At 65.0% G+C, this 22,811-nt stretch carries 19 protein-coding genes; 13 read left to right on the forward strand and 6 right to left on the reverse strand.

The window, feature by feature from the left end; all coding sequences use genetic code 11:
* Positions 1 to 31 precede the first annotated feature (31 nt).
* The 3 genes from ligB to LU671_RS16655 form a co-directional block, all read right to left on the reverse strand.
* On the reverse strand, positions 32 to 1,702 hold the full coding sequence (gene ligB / locus LU671_RS16645; protein WP_232856286.1) for an NAD-dependent DNA ligase LigB: 1,671 nt from the start codon (positions 1,700 to 1,702) through the stop codon (positions 32 to 34).
* A 145-nt stretch (positions 1,703 to 1,847) separates the two neighbouring features.
* Complete coding sequence (metK, locus tag LU671_RS16650) at positions 1,848 to 3,038, reverse strand: methionine adenosyltransferase (RefSeq protein ID WP_186715851.1); 1,191 nt, start codon at positions 3,036 to 3,038, stop codon at positions 1,848 to 1,850.
* Positions 3,039 to 3,057: 19 nt separating this feature from the next.
* Positions 3,058 to 4,050, reverse strand: coding sequence for an ArsR/SmtB family transcription factor (locus tag LU671_RS16655; protein WP_203648263.1), 993 nt, complete (start codon positions 4,048 to 4,050; stop codon positions 3,058 to 3,060).
* A 326-nt stretch (positions 4,051 to 4,376) separates the two neighbouring features.
* On the opposite strand from LU671_RS16655, the gene tkt reads away from it, so the two are divergent.
* The 13 genes from tkt to LU671_RS16720 all read left to right on the forward strand — a co-directional run bounded on the left by tkt (position 4,377) and on the right by LU671_RS16720 (position 17,539).
* Positions 4,377 to 6,374, forward strand: coding sequence for a transketolase (gene tkt / locus LU671_RS16660; protein ID WP_232856287.1), 1,998 nt, complete (start codon positions 4,377 to 4,379; stop codon positions 6,372 to 6,374).
* A 150-nt stretch (positions 6,375 to 6,524) separates the two neighbouring features.
* Complete coding sequence (epd, locus tag LU671_RS16665) at positions 6,525 to 7,586, forward strand: erythrose-4-phosphate dehydrogenase (RefSeq protein ID WP_110734779.1); 1,062 nt, start codon at positions 6,525 to 6,527, stop codon at positions 7,584 to 7,586.
* A gap of 12 nt (positions 7,587 to 7,598) precedes the next feature.
* Complete coding sequence (locus LU671_RS16670; RefSeq protein ID WP_203648251.1) at positions 7,599 to 8,762, forward strand: phosphoglycerate kinase; 1,164 nt, start codon at positions 7,599 to 7,601, stop codon at positions 8,760 to 8,762.
* Between the two features lie 32 nt (positions 8,763 to 8,794).
* Positions 8,795 to 9,013, forward strand: coding sequence for a hypothetical protein (locus tag LU671_RS16675; RefSeq protein ID WP_203648248.1), 219 nt, complete (start codon positions 8,795 to 8,797; stop codon positions 9,011 to 9,013).
* A gap of 160 nt (positions 9,014 to 9,173) precedes the next feature.
* A complete protein-coding gene (locus LU671_RS16680) occupies positions 9,174 to 9,503 on the forward strand; it encodes an MliC family protein (RefSeq protein ID WP_110734782.1) in 330 nt (109 codons plus the stop codon).
* A 100-nt stretch (positions 9,504 to 9,603) separates the two neighbouring features.
* Complete coding sequence (gene fba / locus LU671_RS16685; protein WP_232856288.1) at positions 9,604 to 10,668, forward strand: class II fructose-bisphosphate aldolase; 1,065 nt, start codon at positions 9,604 to 9,606, stop codon at positions 10,666 to 10,668.
* Positions 10,669 to 10,874: 206 nt separating this feature from the next.
* Positions 10,875 to 12,992: a putative bifunctional diguanylate cyclase/phosphodiesterase gene (locus LU671_RS16690; RefSeq protein WP_232856289.1), complete on the forward strand. Its 2,118-nt coding sequence runs from the start codon at positions 10,875 to 10,877 to the stop codon at positions 12,990 to 12,992.
* 38 nt (positions 12,993 to 13,030) lie between these two features.
* Positions 13,031 to 13,531 (forward strand): M48 metallopeptidase family protein, encoded by a 501-nt coding sequence (locus LU671_RS16695; RefSeq protein ID WP_232856290.1) that lies wholly within the window; start codon positions 13,031 to 13,033, stop codon positions 13,529 to 13,531.
* A gap of 14 nt (positions 13,532 to 13,545) precedes the next feature.
* Positions 13,546 to 13,848 (forward strand): winged helix-turn-helix domain-containing protein, encoded by a 303-nt coding sequence (locus LU671_RS16700; protein ID WP_028688318.1) that lies wholly within the window; start codon positions 13,546 to 13,548, stop codon positions 13,846 to 13,848.
* Positions 13,849 to 14,001: 153 nt separating this feature from the next.
* Complete coding sequence (locus tag LU671_RS16705; RefSeq protein ID WP_203648242.1) at positions 14,002 to 14,631, forward strand: helix-turn-helix transcriptional regulator; 630 nt, start codon at positions 14,002 to 14,004, stop codon at positions 14,629 to 14,631.
* A gap of 98 nt (positions 14,632 to 14,729) precedes the next feature.
* Positions 14,730 to 15,707: a threonine/serine dehydratase gene (locus LU671_RS16710; RefSeq protein ID WP_203648240.1), complete on the forward strand. Its 978-nt coding sequence runs from the start codon at positions 14,730 to 14,732 to the stop codon at positions 15,705 to 15,707.
* Positions 15,704 to 16,651 carry an ornithine cyclodeaminase family protein gene (locus LU671_RS16715; protein ID WP_232856291.1) on the forward strand — a complete coding sequence of 316 codons (948 nt, stop codon included), beginning with the start codon at positions 15,704 to 15,706 and terminating at the stop codon, positions 16,649 to 16,651. Before LU671_RS16710 ends, LU671_RS16715 begins: the two co-directional genes overlap by 4 nt.
* A 150-nt stretch (positions 16,652 to 16,801) precedes the next feature.
* Positions 16,802 to 17,539 carry a substrate-binding periplasmic protein gene (locus LU671_RS16720; protein WP_232856292.1) on the forward strand — a complete coding sequence of 246 codons (738 nt, stop codon included), beginning with the start codon at positions 16,802 to 16,804 and terminating at the stop codon, positions 17,537 to 17,539.
* Between the two features lie 127 nt (positions 17,540 to 17,666).
* Here the strand turns inward: LU671_RS16720 and yccS are convergent, their stop codons facing one another.
* The 3 genes from yccS to dbpA form a co-directional block, all read right to left on the reverse strand.
* Positions 17,667 to 19,850, reverse strand: a complete 2,184-nt coding sequence (gene yccS / locus LU671_RS16725) for a YccS family putative transporter (RefSeq protein ID WP_232856293.1) — start codon at positions 19,848 to 19,850, stop codon at positions 17,667 to 17,669.
* A gap of 210 nt (positions 19,851 to 20,060) precedes the next feature.
* A complete protein-coding gene (locus tag LU671_RS16730) occupies positions 20,061 to 21,242 on the reverse strand; it encodes an NAD(P)/FAD-dependent oxidoreductase (protein ID WP_232856294.1) in 1,182 nt (393 codons plus the stop codon).
* 138 nt (positions 21,243 to 21,380) lie between these two features.
* The gene (dbpA, locus tag LU671_RS16735; protein ID WP_231845326.1) at positions 21,381 to 22,718 is read right to left on the reverse strand and encodes an ATP-dependent RNA helicase DbpA; all 1,338 of its coding nucleotides are present in this window, start codon (positions 22,716 to 22,718) and stop codon (positions 21,381 to 21,383) included.
* Positions 22,719 to 22,811: the final 93 nt, after the last annotated feature.

Here is a 22,811-nt window from a genome sequence, read left to right on the forward strand (position 1 = left end):
GAAAACGAAATGCTGCCTTGATCTGCGCAAATTAGAAACCCTCGATTGCATGGGTGCGCAGGTTTCGGGCCAGCTCCTGAACCCGCTCGTGGGCGAAAAAAGCCTGCAATTGCTCTGCTCGACCAGGTCCGACGCCAGGTTCGGCAAGCCATTGCTCGATGTTTCTGGATGCCAGTGTGTGCCAGTCGGGGCCCATTTGCAGGCTGGACGGTGCGGGTACGCCGAGGCCTCGCAGCCAGCGTTTGAATGGCTGCTGGCGGGCCTGAGAGAAAGCAGTCTGCAATTGCCTGGCCCGTGCCTGGGCGATCCCGGGTACCTCGAGCAGCTGTTTCTGATCGAGGTTCAGCCAATCGGTCAACTGCACGATATGGCCACTTTCGACAAGACGTTTCCAGGTTTCGGTCCCCAGGCCCGGCAGGTCCAGTCCCTGCTTGCCGCCCAGCCAGGCCAGGCGGGCAAGGAACTGCTGCTGGCAGCCATCGTCGACCTGCCAGCAACTGAAGGCGTTATAAACAGACGGATCCGGAGCCTGAACCTCGGGACGCCGGGCGGCGCGATGCACCACGCTTTCCAGGCGTGGGATGGTCATGCCGGCCAGGCTGACCGCGATCTGGTCACCGGGCCGGACGTCCAGCTGCCTCCAGCGCGCCAGCGAGCCAAGGCTGAGCTGGCTGATCCGGCGATCGTCCAGGGTCAGCGGCTGCAACAGCAGCAAGGGTGTGATGCGCCCGGTACGGCCGATTCGGAACTGCACCTCCCTGACCTGCGCCAGCGCCTGGGCGAACGGGTATTTCCAGGCAGCGATCCAGTAGGGCGCCTGGGCGCGCCAGCGCTGTGCTGCGGGGCGGCTGTCCTGGCGCAGGATCACGCCGTCGCTGGCGAAGGGCAGGGGCGAGCGGTACCAGTACTGACGCCAGCGCGCAACCTCGGCGACATCCTCGATGGCCACGCTCAAGCGTTGACTGTCCGGAAAACCAAGCGCTGTCAGCTGCGCCAGGCGTTCGGCCTGGTTGTCCGGGCCGTGCGGCCAGTCCCAGACGAACAGCCCGATGCCCGCGCCTTGTTCCTCGGTCATCCGCTTGCGTGCCAGCAGCCCGGCGACGGAGCCGCGGGCGTTGGCGCTGCCTGCTTCTGCTTGCACGTGGTGGTCCAGGCGCCAGTACAGCTCACCCTGGAACACACTGTCCAAAGGTTGGGAAAGTTGTCGCACGATACCGCTCAGCGCCGGGATGTGCCGGCTCCAGTCGTGCCCTAGTGTGCCGTCGCCACGGCTGAGCAGGCCTGTCAGTTGGCCCTGGCGGTAGATCAGTGACACCGCGACGCCGTCGACCTTCGGCTGCATCCAGATGTCGCGTTTGCCCAGCAGCCAGCGGGCTACGGCCTGCTCGTCGGCAAGCTTGTCGACACCGGTGTGGGGGATCGGATGGGGGATAGTGCCGCGGGCGCTCGCCAGCGGAGCGTCGTCGTGGGAAAGACCAAAGCAGGCTTGAAGCTCCAGCAGGTGCTGGCGGCTTTGATCGTAGAGTTCGTCGGCCACCAGGGCGATACCCTGGCGATGGTACTGGTCGTCCCAGTGGGCGAGGGTAGCGCGCAGCCGGGCGACCTCGGCCTCGGCCTGCGCCGAGTCCCAGGCCGGGCACACACTCGCCAGGACAACGGGGTGGTGCAACAGCAGCGCTATGACTATCAGCAGTAATGGCATGGCCGGCATCCTTGCAAGGCGGGAAGGAGTTCTCAGCCTAGGCGGGTGACGGCGTGGGCGACGGTGGGCATTTGTCAGCCCATATGTCACAAAAAAGCCCCTGCCGATCACTCGGCAGGGGCTTTCCGGTACTGCTGTAGGAGGCTTACAGGCCAGCGGCGTCGCGCAGGGCGGCGGCGCGGTCGGTGCGCTCCCAGGTGAAGGTGGTGAAGGTGTCGTCGCCGACGGTCTTCTGCTGCGGCGTACGGCCGAAGTGACCGTAGGCGGCGGTTTCCTGGTACATCGGATGCAGCAGGTCGAGCATGGTGGTGATGGCGTACGGACGCAGATCGAAGCACTCGCGCACCAGCTGCACGATCTTGTCGTCGGAGACCTTGCCGGTACCGAAGGTGTTGATCGAGATGGAGGTCGGCTGGGCTACGCCGATGGCATAGGACACCTGGATCTCACAGCGCTCGGCGAGGCCCGCGGCAACGATGTTCTTGGCCACGTAGCGGCCGGCGTAGGCGGCGGAACGGTCGACCTTGGACGGGTCCTTGCCGGAGAACGCGCCACCGCCGTGGCGGGCCATGCCGCCGTAGCTGTCGACGATGATCTTGCGGCCGGTCAGGCCGCAGTCGCCCACCGGGCCACCGATGATGAAGTTGCCGGTCGGGTTGATGTGGTACTGAGTGTCCTTGTGCAGCAGCTCGGCCGGCAGGGTGTGCTTGACGATCAGCTCCATCACCGCTTCCTGCAGGTCTTTCTGCGAAACCTCAGGGTTGTGCTGGGTCGACAGCACCACGGCATCGATACCGACTACCTTGCCGTTTTCGTAGCGGCAGGTGACCTGCGACTTGGCGTCCGGGCGCAGCCATGGCAGCAGCTTGGACTTGCGCGCTTCGGCCTGGCGCTCGACCAGACGGTGCGAGAAGCAGATCGGCGCCGGCATCAGCACGTCGGTCTCGTTGCTGGCGTAGCCGAACATCAGGCCCTGATCGCCGGCACCCTGGTCTTCAGGGCGCGAGCGATCGACACCCTGGGCGATATCCACCGACTGCTTGCCGATGATGTTCATCACGGCGCAGGTGGCACCGTCGAAGCCGACGTCGGAGCTGTTGTAGCCGATGTCGATGATCACTTTACGCACCAGCTCTTCCAGGTCGACCCAGGCCGAGGTGGTGACTTCACCGGCGATGATGGCGACACCAGTCTTGACCAGGGTCTCGCAGGCCACGCGGGCGTACTTGTCCTGGGCGATGATGGCGTCCAGCACCGCGTCGGAGATCTGGTCGGCGATCTTGTCCGGATGCCCTTCGGACACGGACTCGGAAGTGAAAAGGGAGTATTCGCTCATCTCGATGGGTTCCTGAAATTTACCGATGTTGTATGTCGCCAGTGGTCCGCTGGAAGTGCCGGACCTGGATCTGGAAACCGTTACGCAAGCCCACGTAGAGGCTGTCCCCGGGGGCCAGCCCTGCCGCGTTGGCCCAACGGGCCAGGTCGTCCTGCTCGAAGCCAAGCCACAGGTCGCCGCAGGCTTCGCGGGCCCACCCCTGGTCATGGCTGCACAGCTCGGTGACCAGCAGGCTGCCGCCCGCCTTCACCCGTCTGGCCAGCAGGCGCAGGGCCTGGGCCGGGTCGCTGAAATGGTGCAGGACCATGTTCAGCACAACGCAGTCGGCTTCCACATCCGTTGCACCCAGTGCATCGGCCAACTGCAGGTTTACGTTACTCAATTCGTTGCGCTCGCAGACCTGGCGGGCCAGCTCGAGCATGGTCGGGCTGTTGTCCATGGCCGTGACCTGCTCGAAGCGCCTGGCCAGGTCGGGCAGGAAACCGCCGTCGCCGGGGCCGACCTCCAGGGCGCTGGCGCCCGCGTCGAAGCTCAGCTTGTCGAGCAGTGCCAGCAGGCTTTCGCGGTACTGCGGCAGGCCGGCGATCAGGTCCTGCTGGGCGCGGAACTTCTCTTCCACGCGCAGGAAAAAATCCTGGCTGGTGGCGGCGCGACGCTGCTGGACCTGGGCGATGCGAGCCTGCACTGCTTGAGGCAGGGCGAGGTCGTCGACCTCCTCGAGCAGCGCCGAATGCAGGCGGCCGCCCAGGCGCTGGCTGTCGGGCAGGGCGCGGCGGTAGAAGATCGCGTTGCCTTCGCGGCGGGTCGCCACCAGCTCGGCCTGGGCCAGCACCTTCAGGTGATGGCTCATGCCCGACTGACCGATGTCGAAGATCTGCGCCAGCTCCAGCACGCCGAACGAATCATTGGCCAATGCGCGCAGCACGTTCAGGCGCAGGGGGTCGCCGCCGGCCTTGCACAGGGCGGCCAGCTCGTCGCTGCGTTGTGGGGTGATGGGCGCATTGAGGTTCATGGGGCGGGAGTCTAGACAGGCATCGTTACCCTAGCAAGACCAATATCAAAAAGTTTTGATATTGGTCGATGGGCGGAGGATCGGTTCGCCTGTGCGGGCCTCTTCGCGGGTAAACCCGCTCCCACAGAGATCGCGCAGACCTGTGGGAGCGGGTTTACCCGCGAAGAAGTCGACGGCAATCCCGCTGTTTTCACCCAAATTGCCGAACAAACACAGGAAAAAAACCCGACTGCGACCATACGTCATTGCCCCCGGCCCCCCCTGTGGGCGAAAATGGCCGCCTTTTTTCGCTTCACCACCTATTTCAAGCCCCAGGAGACTCAGCGATGCCCAGCCGTCGTGAACGTGCCAACGCCATTCGTGCCCTCAGCATGGATGCCGTGCAAAAGGCCAACAGCGGCCACCCAGGTGCCCCCATGGGTATGGCGGATATCGCCGAAGTGCTTTGGCGCGACTACCTGAAGCACAACCCGAGCAACCCAAGCTTCGCCGACCGCGACCGCTTCGTGCTGTCCAACGGCCACGGCTCGATGCTGATCTACTCGCTGCTGCACCTGACCGGCTACGACGTCACCATCGACGACCTCAAGGCCTTCCGCCAGCTGCACAGCCGCACCCCGGGCCACCCGGAGTTCGGTTACACCCCGGGCGTCGAGACCACCACCGGCCCGCTGGGCCAGGGCCTGGCCAACGCCGTGGGCTTCGCCCTGGCGGAAAAAGTGCTGGGTGCCCAGTTCAACCGTGAAGGCCACAACATCGTCGACCACAACACCTACGTGTTCCTCGGCGACGGCTGCATGATGGAAGGCATCTCCCATGAAGTCGCCTCGCTGGCCGGCACCCTGGGCCTGAACAAGCTGGTCGCCTTCTACGACGACAACGGCATCTCCATCGACGGCGAAGTCCACGGCTGGTTTACCGACAACACCCCGGCGCGCTTCGAAGCCTACAACTGGCTGGTGATCCGCAACGTCAACGGCCACGACGCCGACGAGATCAAGACCGCCATCGAGACCGCGCGCAAGAGCGACCGTCCGACCCTGATCTGCTGCAAGACCATCATCGGCTTCGGCTCGCCGAACAAGCAGGGCAAGGAAGACTGCCACGGCGCACCGCTGGGCAACGACGAAATCGCCCTGGCCCGCAAGGAACTGAACTGGAACCACGGCCCGTTCGAAATCCCGGCCGACATCAAGGCCGAGTGGGATGCCAAGGAAGCTGGCGCCAAGGTCGAAGCCGAGTGGAACCAGCGCTTCGACGCCTACGCCAAGGCCTATCCTGAGCTGGCTGCCGAGTTCAAGCGCCGCGCCGCCGGCGACCTGCCGGCCGACTTCTCCGAGAAGGCCCAGGCCTACATCAACGAAGTTGCTGCAAAGGGCGAGACCATCGCCAGCCGTAAGGCCAGCCAGAACACCCTGAACGCTTTCGGTCCGCTGCTGCCCGAGTTCCTTGGCGGCTCCGCCGACCTCGCCGGCTCCAACCTGACCCTGTGGAAAGGCTGCAAGGGCGTCGAAGCTAACGATGCCAGCGGCAACTACGTGTTCTACGGCGTGCGCGAGTTCGGCATGACCGCCATCATGAACGGCGTCGCCCTGCACGGCGGCCTGGTGCCTTACGGCGCCACCTTCCTGATGTTCATGGAATACGCCCGCAACGCCGTACGCATGTCGGCGCTGATGAAGCAGCGCGTGATCCACGTCTACACCCACGACTCCATCGGCCTGGGCGAAGACGGTCCGACCCACCAGCCAATCGAGCAGCTGACCAGCCTGCGCAGCACGCCGAACCTGGACACCTGGCGTCCGGCCGATGCGGTGGAATCCGCCGTGTCCTGGAAAGCCGCCCTGGAGCGCAAGGACGGCCCGTCGGCGCTGATCTTCTCGCGCCAGAACCTGCAGCACCAGACCCGCGACGCCCAGCAGATCGCCGATATCGCCCGTGGCGGTTACGTGCTCAAGGACTGCGCCGGCGAGCCTGAGCTGATCCTGATCGCCACCGGCTCCGAAGTGGGTCTGGCCGTCCAGGCCTTCGACAAGCTGACCGCCGAAGGCCGCAAGGTCCGCGTCGTGTCGATGCCGAGCACCAGCGTGTTCGACGCCCAGGACGCAGCCTACAAGCAGTCGGTACTGCCGCTGCAAGTCGGTGCGCGTATTGCCATCGAAGCCGCTCACGCCGACTTCTGGTACAAGTACGTCGGCCTCGAAGGCCGCGTGATCGGCATGACCACCTACGGCGAGTCGGCCCCGGCCAGCGCGCTGTTCGAGGAGTTCGGCTTCACCCTGGACAACATCCTGGGCACCGCCGAAGAGCTGCTGGAAGACTGATACAGGTAAGGCGAGGGCCTTTGGCCCTCGTTCGCGGCACAAGGCCGCTCCTACAGGGCATTGCGCACGCCGTTTCCTGTAGGAGCGGCCTTGTGCCGCGAATGGGCCGCGCAGCGGCCCCGTTCAACCGCCGGAGTTCAAGAGCTACCTATGCCCCACCCGCGTCCCTACAAAGTTGCACTCAACGGTTACGGCCGCATCGGCCGCTGTGTCCTGCGCGCACTGTTCGAGCGGGGGGCGAAGGCCGGTTTCGAGATCGTCGCGCTGAACGACCTGGCCGACCAGGCCAGCCTGGAATACCTGACGCGCTTCGACTCCACCCACGGGCGTTTCCCCGGCGAGGTGAAGGTCGACGGCGACTGTCTGCATATCAATGGCGACTGCGTGAAAGTGCTGCGCAGCGCCACCCCGGAAGGCATCGACTGGGCCGCCCTGGACATCGACCTGGTGCTGGAATGCTCCGGTGCCTATCACACCCGTGCCGACGGCCAGCGCTTCCTCGACGCCGGCGCGCCGCGGGTGCTGTTTTCCCAGCCCATGGCCAGCGAGGCGGACATCGACGCCACGGTGGTCTACGGCGTCAACCAGGATTGCCTGACCGGCAGCGAACTGCTGGTGTCCAACGCCTCCTGCACCACCAACTGCGGCGTGCCGCTGTTGCGCGTGCTGGACCAGGCTTTTGGCATCGAGTACGTGCAGATCACCACCATCCACTCGGCGATGAACGACCAGCCGGTGATCGACGCCTACCACCACGAAGACCTGCGCCGCACCCGTTCGGCGTTCCAGTCGGTGATTCCGGTGTCCACGGGCCTGGCCCGGGGTATCGAACGCCTGCTGCCGGAACTTGCCGGGCGAATCCAGGCCAAAGCGGTACGCGTGCCGACCGTAAACGTCTCGTGCCTGGACATCACCCTGCAGACTTCCCGCGATACCACCACCGAGGAAGTCAACCGGGTGTTGCGCGAGGCCGCCCTGGACGGCCCGCTGAAAGGCTTGCTGGCCTACACCGAGCTGCCCCACGCCAGTTGTGATTTCAACCATGACCCGCATTCGGCCATCGTCGATGCCAGCCAGACCCGTGTCTCAGGCCCCCGCCTGGTGAACCTGCTGGCCTGGTTCGACAACGAATGGGGGTTTGCCAACCGTATGCTCGACGTTGCCGAACACTATCTGCACGTCGTACACCCAACCCGCAGCAAACAGCCCTGAAGGACTGCATTCATGACCGTGTTGAAGATGACCGACCTCGACCTGCAAGGTAAGCGCGTACTGATCCGCGAAGACCTCAACGTCCCTGTGAAGGACGGTGTGGTGGCCAGCGACGCGCGTATCCTGGCAGCGCTGCCGACCATCAAGCTGGCCCTGGAGAAGGGCGCGGCGGTGATGGTCTGCTCGCACCTGGGCCGCCCGACCGAAGGCGAGTTCTCTGCCGAGAACAGCCTCAAGCCGGTTGCCGACTACCTGGGCAAGGCCCTGGGCCGCGACGTGCCGCTGGTCGCCGACTACCTCGACGGCGTTCAGGTGCAGGCCGGTGACCTGGTGCTGTTCGAAAACGTGCGCTTCAACAAGGGCGAGAAGAAGAACGCCGACGAACTGGCGCAGAAATACGCCGCCCTGTGCGATGTGTTCGTGATGGACGCCTTCGGCACCGCCCACCGCGCCGAAGGCTCCACCCATGGCGTCGCCAAATTCGCCAAGGTCGCTGCCGCAGGCCCCCTGCTGGCAGCCGAGCTGGATGCCCTGGGCAAGGCCCTGAAGGCACCGGCCAAGCCGATGGCGGCCATCGTTGCCGGCTCCAAGGTCTCCACCAAGCTGGACGTGCTGAACAGCCTGAGCACGGTCTGCGACCAGCTGATCGTCGGTGGCGGCATCGCCAACACATTCCTCGCCGCCGCCGGTCACCCGGTCGGCAAGTCGCTGTACGAGCCTGACCTGGTCGAGACCGCCAAGGCCATCGCCGCCAAGGTCAGCGTACCGCTGCCGGTGGACGTGGTGGTCGCCAAGGAGTTCGCCGAAAGCGCCGAAGCCACCGTCAAGGCGATCGCCGACGTGGCCGCCGACGACATGATCCTGGACATCGGTCCAAAGACCGCCGAGCAGTTCGCCGAGTTGCTGAAGACCTCGAAGACTATCCTGTGGAACGGTCCGGTCGGTGTGTTCGAGTTCGACCAGTTTGGCAACGGCACCAAGGTCCTGGCCAAGGCCATCGCCGACAGCGCCGCGTTCTCCATCGCCGGTGGCGGTGACACCCTGGCGGCCATCGACAAGTATGGCGTGGGTGCCGATATCTCCTACATTTCTACCGGTGGCGGCGCGTTCCTCGAGTTCGTCGAAGGCAAGGTCCTGCCTGCCGTGGCAATCCTGGAAGAGCGGGCCAAGGCCTGAGCGTGAAGGCGCCTGGCAAAGGGAGCGACCTGATGGTCAAGCAATTGCCTGTGATGATCGTGGCCTTGTTGCTGGGCGCCTGCGCCGGCAACAAGGGCAGCGAAGCCGATCCGGCGCAGCCGCCCAAGGGCGGTTGCTACCAGTCCCAGTGGCAGGCGGAGACGGCACCGGTGATCAACAAGCGCCTGGGGCCGGACGGCCTGGAAAAGTACGACGACGAACACCAGCGCAAGGCCGTGGGCTGCCCTTGATCGGGTGGCTGGCAACCACGCCTGGGTTTTGTGGTCTTGGAAGAGGGGCTGCTGCGCAGCCCTTTGCGGGTAAACCCGCTCCCACAGGGAATGCACTGACCTTGTGGGAGCGGGTTTACCCGCGAAGGGCCGCGCAGCGGACCCATGACGAGGTTTTAGGATGAAAGCGCTTTTGGCCGCATTGGCCCTGGCGACCCTGGCAGGCTGCTCGCTGTTGCAGCCTGCCAAACCCGCCCCGGCGGATAACTGGACCCGCTGGGTCTGCGACAGCCAGGCCGAAGTGCTGTGGCGATTCGCCGACGCGCAGCAGGACGCGGTCGATGTCCGTCTCGGCGGTGGCGACCAGGTCCATCGGCTCAAGGCCGAGCCGGGTGCCTCCGGCGCGCTGTACAGCGATGGCATGCTGGCCTTCCACACCAAAGGTGAAGAGGGCCTGGTGTACTGGGTGGCGACCAACGATCTGATTGGGCGGGGCTGCAAGGCACCGTGACTGGCCGGGCCACGTAGATGGCCCACACTACTTGAACAGCAACCGCCCCTGCGGCAGGCTTGCATGAAACAAACGACGCTTGTCGGGAGAGAGATACACAATGGCACTCATTAGCATGCGCCAGATGCTGGACCACGCCGCCGAGTTCGGCTACGGCGTTCCGGCTTTCAACGTCAACAACCTCGAGCAGATGCGCGCGATCATGGAAGCCGCCGACGCCACCGACTCTCCGGTCATCGTCCAGGCCTCGGCCGGCGCCCGCAAGTACGCTGGTGCCCCGTTCCTGCGCCACCTGATCCTGGCCGCCATCGAAGAGTTCCCGCACATCCCGGTGTGCATGCACCAGGACCACGGCACCAGCCCTGACGTGTGCCAGCGCTCGATCCAGCTGGGCTTCAGCTCGGTGATGATGGACGGCTCGCTGAAGGAAGACGGCAAGACCCCGTCCGACTATGACTACAACGTCCGCGTCACCCAGCAGACCGTGGCGTTCGCCCACGCCTGCGGCGTGTCGGTGGAAGGTGAGCTGGGCTGCCTGGGCAGCCTGGAAACCGGCCAGGCCGGCGAGGAAGACGGCGTTGGCGCCGAAGGCATCCTGGACCACAGCCAGATGCTGACCGACCCGGAAGAAGCCGCCGACTTCGTCAAGAAGACCCAGGTCGATGCCCTGGCCATCGCCATCGGCACCAGCCACGGCGCCTACAAGTTCACCAAGCCGCCAACCGGTGACATCCTGGCGATCGATCGCATCAAGGAAATCCACAAGCGCATCCCCAACACCCACCTGGTGATGCACGGTTCCTCCTCGGTGCCGCAAGAGTGGCTGGCGATCATCAATCAGTACGGTGGCGACATCAAAGAAACCTACGGCGTGCCGGTCGAAGAAATCGTCGAAGGCATCAAGTACGGCGTGCGCAAGGTCAACATCGACACCGACCTGCGCTTGGCCTCGACCGGTGCCATGCGTCGTCTGATGGCGACCAACCCAAGCGAGTTCGACCCACGCAAGTTCTTCGGTGAAACCGTCAAGGCCATGCGCGACGTGTGCATCGCTCGCTACGAAGCCTTCGGCACCGCCGGCAATGCCTCCAAGATCAAGCCGATCTCCCTGGAAGGCATGTTCCAGCGTTACGCCAAAGGCGAACTGGCTGCCAAGATCAACTGATCCAGCGCCGTTCAACGAAGGAGCCCGCAGCGATGCGGGCTTTTTTGTGCCCGTACGTCGCCTGCCCGCCGCTTATACCGTTAGTCGGCTAACATCGGTTCAGATGGCTTATGGCCATCTGCCTGCATTGCGTCTTCGGGTGCCGAGTCTAGAGTAACAATCGGATCCAATCACAAGTCGAAGTTGGACTTACCAAGAGAAGCAGCATGGATGGCGCTTATTCACAATCACCGGAAAGCAGCTCGGTGCTGCTGGTCGTAGACGACTACCCGGAAAACCTCATCAGCATGCGGGCCCTGTTGTCCCGCCAGGATTGGCAGGTATTGACTGCCAGTTCAGGGATGGAAGCCCTGAGCACCCTGCTCGCACACGAAGTCGACCTGGTCCTGCTCGACGTGCAGATGCCCGAGATGGACGGCTTCGAGGTGGCCCGCCTGATGCGCGGCAGCCAACGCACGCGGCTGACCCCGATCATCTTCCTCACCGCCAACGAACAGTCCGATGCCGCGGTGCTCAAAGGCTATGCCAGCGGCGCGGTGGACTACCTGTTCAAACCCTTCGACCCACAGATTCTCAAGCCCAAGGTCCAGGCCCTGCTGGAGCAGCAGCGCAACCGGCGCATGCTGCAGCGTCTGACCCGCGAACTGGAGTCGGCGCGGGCCTTCAACGCCTCGATCCTGGAGAACGCCGCCGAGGGTATCCTGGTGGTGGACGAGGCGGGCTGCATCGGCTTCGCCAACCCGGCCATCTCGCGCCTGCTCGATGCCCCGGTGGACAAGCTGCAGGGCGCGCACATGCTCGACCTGATCCAGCTACCCTGCGCCAACCTGTGGCATGAGTCGGACTTCTACCAGGCCTACCTGGGCCGGCAGATCTTCCGCGTGCACGATGCCCAGTTGCGCACCCTCGGTGGTCAGCTGGTGCCGGTGGCGCTGTCCTGCGCGCCGCTGCCCGCCGAGCAGAAGGCCATGGTGGTGACGGTGCTGGACATGTCAGTGGTGCGCAGCCTGCATCAGCAGCTCGAGTACCAGGCGGTCACCGACCCGTTGACCGGATTGCTCAACCGTCGTGGCTTCTACCAGGCCGCCGAGAGCGCGCTGCTGCGCAACGAGCGCTCGGACAAGGCCAAGGCCTTGATGTACATGGACCTGGACGGCTTCAAGCGGATCAACGACCTGCTTGGCCACGAGGCCGGTGACAAGGTCCTGCGCTGGGTGGCCGATCAGCTCAAGGAGTGCCTGGGCAGCGAGGCGCTACTGGCCAGGATGGGTGGCGACGAGTTCACCGCGCTGTTCGATGGCCTGCCATACCCCGAGCAAGCCGGGCGCTATGCCGAGAAGCTGCTGGAGCGGATGTCGAGCTTCCAGCAGGTGGACGGCCTTGAGGTCAACCTGGGGGTGAGTATCGGCATCGCCACCTACCCTGACTGCGGCGCCAACGTGGAAGGCCTGCTGCGGGCAGCCGATGCCGCGATGTATGCGGCCAAGCAGGCCGGTCGCCAGCAGTACCGCTTCTACGACCAGGAGCTCAACGGCCGCGCCCGCTCGCGGCTGATGCTCGAGGACAGCGTGCGCACGGCCATCGAGCAGAACGACTTCAGCCTGGTCTACCAGCCCCAGGTGGCGTTCGCCGATGGCCGGCTGCGCGGCTTCGAGGCGCTGTTACGGTGGAAGCACCCGAGTGTCGGCGATGTGCCGCCCGGGCTGTTCATTCCCTTGTTGGAAGAGGCGCGCCTGATCAACCGCCTGGCCAGCTGGATCTATCGCAAGGGCGCCGCGCAACGCAATGCCTGGAGTGATCGATTCGGTTCGCAGCTGGTGCTGGGCATCAGCCTGAGCCGCGCCCAGTTCACCATGCCCGGGTTGGTCGATGAACTGGCCCAGGTGATCGACAAGCACCAGCTGCAGCCCGCCCAGTTGGAGGTGGAGGTGGCCGAGACGTCGCTGATGTACAACATCGACGCGGCGGTGAAGCAGGTGCACCGCCTGCGTGAGCTGGGCATACGCGTGGCGCTGGACGACTTCGGCGCCGGTGACTGCTCGTTGCGCATGCTGCGCGACCTGCCCATCGACACCCTCAAACTTGACCGCCACCTGGTTGCGCGACTGCCGGACTCGGCGGCGGACATCGCCCTGGTGCGCAGCGTCATCGGCCTGTGCGCGGCCTATGACATCACGGTGATTGCCGAGGGCGTGGAGACCCAGGCCCAGGCCGAATGGCTCAAGGATGCCGGCTGCGCCTACGTGCAGGGGTTCCTGGTCGCCCGTCCGCTGACCGCCAGCGATGCCGGCAACTTCCCGGTGGTTTTCCCATGGGCGTCGTGATTGGCTAAACTCGCGTCTTCCCGTTCCGAACGCCTGCCATGACCGCCTTACGCTACCTGCAAGCCTACCCGCCGCACCTGCAGGAACAGGTGCGCCAGATGATCGCCAGCGATCGCCTGGGCGACTACCTGCGCCAGCGCTACCCCGAGCGTCATGAGGTGCAGAGCGACAAGGCGCTGTACGGCTATGCCCAGGAAATCAAGCAGCAGTACCTGCGCAGTGCGCCGCCGCTGGACAAGGTGTTGTTCGACAACCGCCTGGACCTCACCCACCGGGCACTGGGCCTGAACACGGCGGTGTCGCGGGTGCAGGGCGGCAAGCTCAAGGCCAAGAAGGAAATCCGCGTCGCCTCGTTGTTCCGCGAGGCAGCGCCGCAGTTTTTGCGCATGATCGTGGTGCATGAGCTGGCGCACCTGAGGGAGCGCGATCACAACAAGGCGTTCTACCAGCTCTGCCAGCACATGGAGCCGGACTACCATCAACTTGAATTCGACCTGCGCGTCTACCTGACCTATCGGGAACTGCCGGGCAATACCTGAGGGACAAGCACCCCATGACCACGGAAGTGAGCAAGACCCGCAGCAGCTTCTACCGCCGCCTCTACGTGGCCTGGCTGATCGACAGCCAGACCGCCACCAGCGTGCCGGCGCTGATGGAAGCGACCGGCATGCCCCGGCGCACGGCGCAGGATACCATCGCCGCCCTGGCCGACCTGGATATCGTCTGCGAGTTCGAGCAGCAGGCCGGGGCGCGCAACCATGCCGGGCACTACCGTATCCGCGACTGGGGAGCGATCGACAAGCAGTGGATCATCCAGCACCTGCGCCAGCTGCGCGAAGTGCTGGGTTATCCCTGAGCAGGAGGGTGCGGTGCAACCTCTGTAGGAGCGGCTTCAGCCGCGAACACCGGCGTAGCCGGTGCCATGCGTGTCGCTTGCTTCGCGGCTGAAGCCGCTCCTACAGGCACCGTGCCGTCTCTTCACGCCACACCCAATCTTCAGGATGTTCCGATGTCTGCCAAGGCCACCAATACACGCTTCAGCAACTACGCCGCCATGGCCGATGGTGTCGCGACCCTGTTGTTCCCCCATGCCGAAGTGGTGGTCCACGACCTGCGCAGCCAGACGGTCGTGCATATCGCCAACAATATTTCCAGACGGCAGTTGGGCGACGACTCGGCGCTGGAGGATCTGCCGGGCGAGCTCAGCGCCACGACGCCGCTGGGGCCCTACGAGAAGCTCAACTGGAACGGTCAGAAAGTGCGTTCGATCAGCAGCGTCATGGTCGATGAGTCAGGGGCTGCCGAGGCGCTGCTGTGCATCAACTTCAACATCTCGGTGCTGGAGCAGGCCAAGCAGGCACTGGACCTGTTCTTCCAGGCCAGCCGCTTGCTGCCCCAACCAGACGTGCTGTTCCGTGATGACTGGCAGGAGCGCATCAACACCTTCCTGCATGCCTGGCTCAGGCAGCATGGCTTGAGCCTCGACGGGCTCAGCCGGGAGCAGAAACGCGAGCTGGTCGAGGCCCTGCACGGGGAAGGTGCCTTCCGCGGCGGCGGTACGTTCGACTACGTGGCCAATATCCTCGGCATGGGCAGGGCGACGGTCTACAAGTATGTGAAGCTCGCTCGGGAGGCCTAGTTTCCAGGCTTGTGCTTGGTGGAAAAATATTCTACGGTGGATTTTTATTCCATTGTGCGTCGGCGCCTGCCTGTCGCTTTCCGAGGAGATTCCGCCCCATGCCTATCGACGATCTGGCGCTCGAGCAGCTGTACCAGTCCATTCTCCAGGCTCATCAGGCCCTGCGCCCGCAGGTGCCGGTCACCCCGCTTGCGCGCAGCCTGGCGCTCTCGGCCATGACTGGCTGCGACGTTCACCTCAAGTGCGAACACCTCCAGCAGACCGGTTCGTTCAAGTTCCGCGGCGCCAGCAACAAGCTGCGCCTGCTGGGCAAGGCGCAACGCAGCAGGGGGGTTATTGCAGCTTCCTCGGGCAATCATGGGCAAGGGCTTGCCCTGGCCGGTCAGCTGCTGGATGTGCCGGTGACGGTGTATGTCAGCGATGAAGCCTCGCCGGCCAAGATCGAGGCGATGCGTCTGCTGGGGGCGCAGGTGCAGGTCCTGGAGGTCGATTCGCTGGGGGCGGAGCAACTGGCTCGTGAGGAGGCTGGGTGTCAGAACAAGCCGTTCGTCTCACCTTACAACGATCTGGAGGTCATCGCCGGGCAGGGGACCATCGGCATGGAACTGTTCGAGCAGGCGCCGGACCTGGACGCGGTGTTCGTCGCGGTGGGTGGCGGCGGGATGGTCTCCGGCATCGCCACCGCACTGCACAAGCTGGCGCCGTCGGTGCAGATCATCGGCTGCTGGCCGGCCAACGCGCCGACCCTGCAACGCTCCATCGAACAAGGCCGGATCATCGAGATGGATGAACTGCCGACCCTGTCCGACGGCACCGCCGGTGGCGTGGAGCCGGACGCGGTCACCTTGCCCATTTGCCAGCGCCTGCTGACGCGCACCGTGCTGGTCAGCGAGGACGAGATCAGGCAGGCCATGCGTGATGCCGCTGCTTGCGAGCGCTGGATCATCGAAGGCGCTGCCGCCGTCGCGCTGGCAGGCATGAAGCAGCTGGCCGGGCACTACCAGGGCAAGAAGGTGGCGGTGGTGTTGTGCGGGCGCAACATCCAGCTGGAGAAATACCTGGAGGCCCTCGCATGAAGATCCACGACCTTCAGGCGATCAAGGCCTGCCTCGACCTTGACGCGATCGAGCGGCGGCTGGTGGACGGTTTCAAGGCCTACAGTGCGGGCCAGGTGCAGGCCCCGCCGGTGCAGACTTTCCAGTTCCCCCAGGCCAATGGTGATTGCTGTATCAAGTCGGCGTATCTCGAAGGCGGCGAAACCTTCGTGGTCAAGGTCTCCAGTGGTTTCTACGACAATCCGGGTAAAGGCCTGCCCAGCAATGACGGCTTGATGCTGGTGCTGTCGGCCCGCACCGGTGAACCGTTGGCCTGGCTGGCCGACCAGGGTTGGCTGACCGCCGTGCGCACAGCCTTGGCCGGGCGCATTGTTGCCCGCCTGCTGGCGCCTCGCGAGGTCGAGGCCATCGGCATGCTTGGCACCGGTCTGCAGGCCCGCCTGCAACTGGAGTACCTGATGCCGCTGACGAACTGCCGCCAGGTGGTGGTCTGGGGGCGCAGTGCGCAGGGCCTGTCGGACTATCGTGAGCATGCCCGGGCGCTGGGCTTCAGCGTGCAGACGGTCGGGCAGCCGCAGGCTGTCGCGCAGGCGGCCAACCTGATCGTCACCACTACCCCGTCACGTGAGCCGTTGCTCAGGCGCGAGTGGGTTCGTCCCGGTACCCATATCACGGCGGTCGGCGCGGACTGCATCGGCAAGCAGGAGCTGGATGCGGCGCTGGTCGCTTCGATGTCGCGAATCATCGTCGACTCGCAGGCCCAGTGCGGTGCCTATGGCGAGGTTTCCCACGCGCTCAAGGCGGGGTTGTTCGAACCTTCGCGCCTGCTGGAGCTGGGCGCGGTGCTGGCCGGCCAGGGAACGGGGCGTCAGGATCAGCACGAGGTCACCTTGGCCGACCTGACCGGTGTCGCGGTGCAGGATACGCAGATTGCCCAGTGGGTCTTCGAACGCCTGTGCGGTTGAACGATGAAATTATCCACAGTCCGGCCAAAATAGAGGCAATTTGACAGTATTGTCGCGTGCTACAACGATCAGCCTTGTGTAGGCTCCCAGAACAGTAGTCGTTAAGATCGCCGTTACCGCGTGGGTTACCAATTGCGAAAGGACTTGAGCATGCGGCCACTGCTTTGCGTTCTTGGTTTACTCGGGCTGTTGTGCGTGGGGCCTGCCCTGGCCCATGGCAAGTTGCGGCTGGTGGCCGACAGCTGGCCGCCTTTTACCGACACCAGCATGCCCGGTGGCGGACTGGCCACCAGTATCGTCACCACGGCGCTGACCCGCGCCGGCTATGCCACCGAGTTTGAAGAGGTGCCCTGGGCCAGGGCGCTGATGGGCGTGGGCGAGGGGCGCTACGATGTGCTGATCAACGCCTGGTACAACGATGAGCGTACCTTGATCGGCCAGTTCTCCGACGCCTACCTGGTCAACCGCATCCGCCTGCTCAAGCGCGAGGGTGAAGCGTTCGCCTATGCGCGCCAGTCCGATCTGTATCCCTACACCATCGCCGTGGTGCGCGATTACGCCTATTCCCCCGAATTCGACAGCGACGAGCGCCTGAACAAGGTACTGGTGCGCAACTTCTCGTCCGCCGTGCGCATGCTGGCGGCCGGCAGGGTCAACCTGGCGGTGGAGGACGAGTACGTGGCGCGCTACAACCTGCAGCGCGAGCCGCAGCCGGTGCGGGAGGGGGTAGCGTTCGTCGACCCGCCGCTGAGCGAGAACAGTCTGCACATCCTCGTCAGCCTCAAGCACCCCGAGCACCAGAAGATCGTCGCCCGCTTCGAGAAGGCCATCGCCACGATGAAGGCCGACGGCAGCTACGACCGGTTGCTGCGCCAGCATGGGTTCTGATCTTGTACCTGTGGTGATGCCTTCGTGGGTAAACCCGCTTCCACAGGTCGGGAGCCGTCTTCAGGTGCAATGCGTTCCCTGTGGGAGCGGGTTTACCCGCGAAAGGGCCGGTACAGGGGGCTGAATTTCAGGCCGGCTCGCCTTCCTTGATCAAATGCCCCGCCAAGGTCCGCAACGGCCCCAGTTGCCGGCAGATCAACGCCAGTTGCGTCTGCACCAGCCGCTGATGCTCGTCCAGCTCCTCTGGCATCTGCTCCAGCGCATTGGCCAGGGCTTCCTCGGCGTCGCTGTGGATCGCCACCGGCAAGCGCGCCGCCAGGCCATTGGCGATTTCGTCGAGGCTGCTGGCCAGGCTTCGCCCGGCGCCATCGATCAGCTGCTCGTGGACCTCGGCTGGTAGCGCCGTGTCACGATGCGCCCCCAGCCCCGAGAGGTAGCTGAGCAAGGTATGCGACAGCACCAGGAAGCGGAAGCCGACATCGGCCTCCTTACGGAAGTGTCCGGGTTCCATCAGCATGTTGGCCAGGGTGGTGGACAGCGCCGCGTCGGCGTTGTGCGCGTTGCGCCGGGCCAGGCGATAGGCCAGGTCGTCGCGCTTGCCGTGGGCGTACTGCTGCATGATCTGGCGCAGGTACTCGCTGGCGCAGGCCAGGGTGTTGGCCAGCACCTTGTTCAGCCGCCGTCCCTGCCAGTCGGGCAGGAACAGGAACACCGCGAGAATGGCGATCAGGCTGCCCACCAGGGTATCGAACAGGCGCGGCAGGAACAGGCCGTAGCCATCGCCGATCTGGTTGAAGCAGAACAGCACCATCAGGGTGATCGCCGCCGTGGCCAGGGTGTAGCGGGTGGTGCGATTGACGAAGAACACCACCCCGGCGACCACCGCGAACAGCGACTGGATGATCGGGTTGGGGAACAGGTCGAACAGCGCCCAGCCCACGGTCAGACCGATGGCGGTACCGAAAATCCGCTGCACCAGTTTGCGCCGGGTTGCGCCATAGTTGGGCTGGCAGACGAACAGTGTGGTGAGGATGATCCAGTAGCCTTGAGTCGGGTGGATCAGGTGCACCATGCCATAGCCCACCGACAGCGCCAACGACAGGCGCAAGGCATGGCGGAACAGCAGCGAGGTCGGCGTCAGCTGGGTGCGCAGGCGTTTCCACACGTCCTTGAGGTTGCGTGGCGAGCGGTCGAGCAGGCTGCTGTCGCTGGCATCGGCCAGGCTGTCCGGGTTGCTTGCGGCGCTGAGCAGCCGGTCCAGGGTGGCCAGGTTTGCCGCCAGTGCCCGCAGCGAGCGCAGCAGGCCGCGCCAGGCCGGGTTGTTCTGGGTGCGCAGGTGCTCGAGCGACGCGTTGAGGTCTTCCAGGGCTTCGGGGTAACCGCTGGCCAGGACGAAGGGCTGGCGCAGGCGGATCGAGCGGGCCAGTTCCTGGCAGGATGAGCCCTGCTTTCGCAGCAGGCGCTGGCAGCGGAACATCACGTCGCTGTGGAAAAAAGCGTCGGTCAGCGCGTTGTAGGGGTAGTGCGAGGCACTGACCCGCTCATGGATGTCCTGGGCCAGGAAGTACAGCTTGAGGTAGCGGCTGACCTTGGAGTTGGGCTGGCTGTTGCCGACCCGGTGCAGGATGATTTCCTTGGCCGCGTTGAGCGCCGCCACCACCCTGCCGTTCTGCTTGGCCAGCTCCAGGCGCGTGGCCTCGACGTCGAGGGTACGCACCGGCTCGAACAGGCTGGCCTTGAGCTTGAGGTAGCTGCCCAGTTCAAAGAACAGCCTGGCCAGGCTCTGCTGCACCGGCTGGTTGGAGAACAGCGCCTGCCACAGCACCGACAGCAAACCATACCAGGCCGCCCCCGCCACCAGCAGCAACGGCTCGTGCCAGAAATCGCTGACTTCACCACCGCGCTGGTCGACGCCGATCATGGTATAGACCGACAGGATCAGGGTGGCCGAGGCGATCGCCCCGTAGCGTTCGCCCAGGGCCCCGAGCATGGTCAGGGAAAACGCCGCCAGGGCCAGGGCGACGGCGAAGATCCAGGGGTAGGGGAACAGCAGCTCGACCGACAGCGCGGCGATAGCAAAGCAGCCCAGGGTCACCAGCAGGGCGCTGAGCCGGCCTTGCCAGCCATCGTCGGTCTCGGCCAGGGCGCTGGCGATGATGCCGAGGAACAGCGGAATCAGCAGGCTCATCTCGTTCTGGTACCAGCACCAGGCCATGCTGCCGGTGAGGGCGATGGTCACGCGGATGGCGTAGCTGAACTTGTCTTGGCCCCACAGGCGACGCAATGAATGGCTGAACGAGCTCGATGACATGATGGCCCTGGGCTGAGATCGGTTGAATACCTTTGAGGCCGTTTGGGGGCGCTGCGCAGCCCTTTCGCGGCACAAGGCCGCTCCTACAGGAGATCGCGTCCCTCTGTAGGAGCGGCCTTGTGCCGCGAAAGGGCTGCGCAGCAGCCCCAATAAATGGCGCTCCAGCACAGATCAGCAAGAAGCGTTCCGTGCTGCTGAATGGATTCTACTCTACACGAACTGCGCCGCCGCGTTGGCCGAAGCCCAGGCCCACTGGAAGTTGAAACCACCCAGGTGCCCGCTCACGTCCAGCACCTCGCCGATGAAGTACAGCCCAGGGCTTTTCAGCGACTCCATGGTCTTGGACGACACCTCGCGGGTATCGACACCGCCCAAGGTCACCTCGGCGGTGCGATAACCCTCGGTACCGGCCGGGATCACCTGCCAGGCCGCCAGTTTTTCGGCGATCTGGGTCAATTCCGCCGGGGTGTACTGCTTCAATGGTTTCGAAACGAACCACTGTTCGGCCAGCAGGTTGGCCAGCTTGCGGGTGAATACCTCGCCCAGCACGGTCTTCAGCTCGCTGTTGGGGCGCTCGACCTGCTGGCCCTGCAGCCACTCCAGCGCATCGCGATCAGGCAGCAGGTTGATCTCCAGCGTGTCGCCGGCTTCCCAGAACGACGAGATCTGCAGGATCGCCGGGCCGCTCAGGCCGCGGTGGGTGAACAACAGGTTCTCGCGGAAGCTCGTGCCATTGCAGCTGGCGACGCAGTCCAGCGAGGTGCCCGACAATTCAGTGCACAGTGCCTTGAGCTGGGGCTCGGTGATGGTGAACGGCACCAGGCCGGCGCGGGTCGGCAACAGTTCATGGCCGAACTGGCGGGCGACCTGGTAGCCAAAGCCGGTGGCGCCCAGGGTCGGGATCGACAGGCCGCCGGTGGCGATCACCAGCGACTGACAGGCGAACGGGCCGGCGCTGGTCTGCAGGGTATAGCCGCTTTCGGTCTTGTCGATCCGCTCGATGCTGGTGTTCATGCGCAGCTCGGCGCCGGCCTCGTCGCATTCGGTCAGGAGCATGTCGAGGATGTCGCTGGACTTGTTATCGCAGAACAGCTGGCCGAGCTTCTTCTCGTGGTACGGCACGCCGTGCTTGCACACCAGCTCGATGAAGTCCCACTGGGTGTAGCGGGCCAGCGCCGACTTGCAGAAGTGCGGGTTGTGCGAGAGGAAGTTGGCCGGCTCAGTATACATGTTGGTGAAGTTGCAACGCCCGCCGCCGGACATGAGGATCTTCTTGCCCGGCTTGTTGGCGTGGTCGAGCAGCAGCACCCGGCGCCCGCGGCGGGCGCTGAGCTGGGCACACATCAGGCCGGCGGCGCCGGCGCCGAGGATGATCACGTCGGTGGAGTGCACGGTGTTACCTCTTCAGAATTGCCGGGGCTGCCTTGCAGCCCTTTCGCGGCACAAGGCCGCTCCTACAGGATGTACGCGATCCCCCTGTAGGAGCGGCCTTGTGCCGCGAAAGGGCCGCAAAGCGGCCCCAAAAATAGGTCAGACGATACGGACTTTGAGGGCACGACCCTTGATCTTGCCGCTGTTCAGCCGCTGCATCGCCTGCTTGGCCACCGCCCGCTCCACGGCCACGAACGCCACGAAATCGAAGATGGCGATCTTGCCCACCTGCTTGCCTGGCAACCCGGCATCGCCGGTCAGCGCGCCGAGGATGTCGCCCGGGCGCAGCTTGTCCTTGCGCCCGGCGCCGATGCACAGGGTGGTCATCGTCGGCAGCAGCGGCTCGCCGCCCTTGCTCTTGAGGTTGTCCAGCTGTTCCCAGCGCAGCGGCTTGTTCTGCAGGTCCTCGATGGCCTGGGCGCGGTGGCCTTCGGCCGGGGCCACCAGGCTGATCGCCACGCCTTTCTCACCGGCACGGCCGGTACGGCCGACGCGGTGCACGTGGATCTCGGCGTCACGGGCCAGCTCGACGTTGATCACCAGGTCCAGGCCGTCGATGTCCAGGCCGCGGGCGGCCACGTCGGTGGCCACCAGCACCGAGCTGCTGCGGTTGGCGAACATCGTCAGCACCTGGTCGCGGTCGCGCTGCTCCAGGTCGCCGTGCAGGGCCTGGGCGACGATGCCCTTGGCGGTCAGGTGGGTGACCAGGTCCTCGCACTGCTGCTTGGTGAAGCAGAACGCCACGCAGGACTGCGGGCGGTAGTGGCCGAGCACGCGGGTCACCGCTTCCAGGCGCTGCTGCGGGTCGATCTCGATGAAGCGCTGTTCGATCTGGCTGTCGCTGTGCAGCGCCTCGACCTTGACCTGCTGCGGCTGGCGCATGAAGTCCTTGGCCAGTTGCTCGATGCCGGCCGGGTAGGTGGCGGAGAACAGCAGGGTCTGGCGGCGCGACGGGGTCTTGCCGATGATGCTGGCGATGGCGTCGAAGAAGCCCATGTCGAGCATGCGGTCGGCTTCGTCCAGGACCAGGGTGTTGAGACCGTCGAGCACCAGGGTGCCTTTGTCCAGGTGCTGCTGGATGCGCCCCGGGGTGCCGACGATGATGTGCGCGCCGTGTTCCAGCGAGGCGATCTGCGGGCCCAGCGAGACGCCGCCGCACAGGGTGAGGATCTTGATGTTGTCCTCGGCGCGGGCCAGGCGGCGTAGCTCCTTGGCCACCTGGTCGGCCAGTTCGCGGGTCGGGCACAGCACCAGGGCCTGGCAGCCGAAGTAACGCGGGTTGATCGGGTTGAGCAGGCCGATGCCGAAGGCGGCGGTCTTGCCGCTACCGGTCTTGGCCTGGGCGATCAGGTCCTGGCCCTTGAGGATGACCGGCAGGCTCTGGGCCTGGATCGGGGTCATCGAGGCGTAGCCCAGGGCGTCCAGGTTGGCCAGCATGGCGGCGGACAGCGGTAGGGTGGCAAAAGCGGTGGTTTCAACGGTCACGAGGCGGGCCTGCGGTGCGAAGCGAAAAATGCCGCATAGTCTACC

Origin of the sequence: Pseudomonas sp. NMI760_13 (genome assembly GCF_021283245.1) — a bacterium.
GTDB lineage: Bacteria > Pseudomonadota > Gammaproteobacteria > Pseudomonadales > Pseudomonadaceae > Aquipseudomonas > Aquipseudomonas peradeniyensis.